The organism is Xanthomonas sp. SHU 199 (genome assembly GCF_000364665.1).
Classification (GTDB): Bacteria; Pseudomonadota; Gammaproteobacteria; order Xanthomonadales; family Xanthomonadaceae; genus Xanthomonas_A; species Xanthomonas_A sontii.
Window position 1 is genome coordinate 1 of the sequence record NZ_AQOI01000769.1, and the last position, 2,783, is coordinate 2,783.

A 2,783-nucleotide genomic window follows, 5' to 3' on the forward strand; every position below is an offset into this window, starting at 1 on the left:
CATTGGCGCCGATCGCGTAGGCGCGGCGCAGCACGCTGGAGGGCGGATCGATCTCGCCCAGCACCAGCGGTTTCCACGGCCGCGCGATGCCGGCCTTCTCCGCGCCGATCGCTTCGCGATCGGTGCCGAGCCAGTCGGTGTGGTCGATGTCCACGGTGGTGATCACCGCCACGTCGGCATCGACCAGGTTCACCGCATCCAGGCGGCCGCCGAGGCCGACTTCCAGCACCGCCAGTTCCAGCTTGGCCTGCTGGAACAACCACAACGCCGCCAACGTGCCGTATTCGAAATACGTCAGCGCGGTGTCGCCGCGCGCGGCCTCCACTGCCGCGAAGGCGGTCACCAGCTCGGCATCGCTGGCCTCGTCGCCGTCGATGCGCACGCGCTCGTTGTAGCGCAGCAGGTGCGGCGAGGTGTAGCTGCCCACGCGCCAGCCGGCGGCACGCGCGATGGCCTCGACGAAGGCGACGGTCGAGCCCTTGCCGTTTGTCCCGCCGACGGTGATGACGTGCTTGGCCGGCTTGGTCAGGCGCATGCGTGCGGCGACCGCGCGCACCCGCTCCAGGCCCATTGCGATGTCCTGGGGGTGCTGGCGCTCGATGTAGGCGAGCCATTCGGGGAGGGTGTTCATGGAGACGATTGAACTCGACTGATGCGACAACAGCACGCGCACTCATAGCGGCGACGCATTTTGCTTTGGCTTTGGTTTTGGCTGTTGCTGTTGCTGTTGCTGCTGCTGTGGCTCTGGCTGTGGCTCTGGCTGTGGCTTTGGCTCTGGCTGTGGCTTTGGCTTTGGCTTTGGCTCTGGCTCTGGCTCTGGCTCTGGCTCTGGCTTTGGCTCTGGCTTTGGCTCTGGCTTTGGCTTTGGCTGTGGCTCTGGCTTTGGCTGTGGCTATGGCTTTGGCTGTCGCTTTGGCCTTGGCTGTTCCGGATCCCGTGAGGCACGGCAAGCAGGCCGGATAAAAACCCCGCAGGGGCGGCGCGCAGGATGCGCGCCGTTTTTCGACGGCACATGGATGTGCCGCCGAAAAATGTCCGGCCTGCTTGCGCACCCGGAGCGCGCAGCGCGGAGGGCGTGCCGCCCGGGTGTGCTTTCTTTTGGTTACTTTTCTTTGCACAAGCAAAGAAAAGTAACTCGCGCGTCAAGCGCGAAAGCACTTGATCCTGCCTTTGCATCGACTCAGCACACCGTAGCAACGATCGAAAAAACTACAGCGCCCGATGCTTCGCCTCGCCGAAGAACGGCGTGTGATGCGCGCAATCGTTCAAGCGCACCACTTCCAGATGCTCCACATCCGGCCCTTCCAGCAGGTTCAGCGTGGTCGGCGCCTGGCGGAAACTCCACAGCCGCGCGATCGGCAGGCCCAGCACCCGGCACAGGATCACCCGGTTGACCGCATCGTGGGCCACCACCAGCAGCGTGTCGTGCTCGCCCAGGCCCTCGGCGGCGCGGGTCAGGCCGCGCCAGGAACGCTCCAGCACCTGCCGCAGCGACTCGCCGCCCGGCATCAGCACCGTGTCCGGCTCCTCGCGCCAGGCGCGCAGGCGCGCCGGATCCTTCTCGTGGATCTCGCTGGCCAGCAGGCCTTCCCATTCGCCATGGGCGATTTCCTGCAGGTCCGGATCGGTCTGCAGCAACGCCTCGCGCTCAGGGCCCAGGGCGAAGCGCGCGGTGCGCTGCGCGCGGGCCAGCGGCGAGGCCACGGCGCGGGTCAGCGGCACCTCGCGCAGGCGGGCGCCCAGCGCCTGCGCCTGAGCGTCGCCGACCGGCGACAGCGGGATGTCGATCTGGCCCTGGTAGCGGCCTTCGGCGTTCCACGGGGTTTCGCCATGGCGGGCGAGCAGAATGCGCATGCGCTGGATTCCTTGGGGGGAAGGGGCCGTCTCGCAAACGAAAACGGAGCGGCATGATACCCGCTCCGTCGCCGGAAACCCTGCGCTGCATCCCGCGTGCCCGCCGCGGCGTGCCGGGGCGGACATGCGGACGGCGGCCGTAGCCGCCGCCCGCCGGAACCCGGCTCACTTGGCCAGGTTCAACTCCTTCAACAGCCGCGGCGCCGGCATCACTTCCTGCATGATCCAGTGCAAATAGCGCGAATCGACCGCGATCATGCGGGTCATCGCCGGATCGAACACCCAGTTCGAGCTCACCGACTCCCAGTTGCCGTCGAAGGCCAGGCCGACCAGCTTGCCGTGCGCGTCCATCACCGGCGAGCCGGAATTGCCGCCGGTGATGTCCAGGTCGGACAGGAAGTTGACCGGCACCGTGCCCAGCCGCTTGTCCTCCAGCCCACCGTAGCGCTTGGCCTTGGCCGCCTCCAGCAGCGCCTTGGGCGAATCGAACGGCTCCACGCCGGTGTCCTTGGCGACCACGCCTTCCAGCGTGGTGAACGGGGTGTAGGCCACGCCGTCCTTCGGCACGTAGCCCTTGACGTTGCCGAAGGTGATGCGCAGCGAGGAGTTGGCGTCCGGATACACGAACTCGCCCTGGCTCTTCTTGTAGTCGGCCACGGCCTGCAGGTAGCGCGGACGCGCCAGCAGTTCCTCGCCCTCACGCCGCTTCTCGTCCTGCTCGATCTGCAGCAGGGTCGGCATCAGCGCCACCGCATAGCGCAGCGCCGGGTCGTCGCTGGCCTCGAACGCGGCGCGGTCGGCATGCAGCCACTTCAGGCGCGCCTCGGTATTGCCCAGTTGAGTGCCGGCCAGACGCGTGGCGGCGGCCTGCGCGTCGGCACCGGCCAGCCACTGGTCCAGCGCCGGCAGGCGCTGCGCCTTCGGCAGCT

Annotated in this window: 4 protein-coding genes; 1 reads left to right on the forward strand and 3 read right to left on the reverse strand. The window is 67.7% G+C overall.

What is annotated here, in order from left to right; all coding sequences use genetic code 11:
- Positions 1 to 631: Mur ligase family protein (locus D183_RS0121190; RefSeq protein ID WP_017910760.1), on the reverse strand; the 631-nt coding region annotated here is incomplete at its 3' end.
- An 8-nt stretch (positions 632 to 639) separates the two neighbouring features.
- On the opposite strand from D183_RS0121190, the gene D183_RS0121195 reads away from it, so the two are divergent.
- The gene (locus D183_RS0121195; RefSeq protein ID WP_198527686.1) at positions 640 to 963 is read left to right on the forward strand and encodes a hypothetical protein; all 324 of its coding nucleotides are present in this window, start codon (positions 640 to 642) and stop codon (positions 961 to 963) included.
- A gap of 246 nt (positions 964 to 1,209) precedes the next feature.
- Here D183_RS0121195 and D183_RS0121200 read toward each other — a convergent pair whose 3' ends face one another.
- Positions 1,210 to 1,854 (reverse strand): histidine phosphatase family protein, encoded by a 645-nt coding sequence (locus tag D183_RS0121200; RefSeq protein WP_017910762.1) that lies wholly within the window; start codon positions 1,852 to 1,854, stop codon positions 1,210 to 1,212.
- A gap of 165 nt (positions 1,855 to 2,019) precedes the next feature.
- Positions 2,020 to 2,783 (reverse strand): S46 family peptidase (locus D183_RS0121205; protein WP_017910763.1); only part of this gene is annotated, 764 nt, incomplete at its 5' end.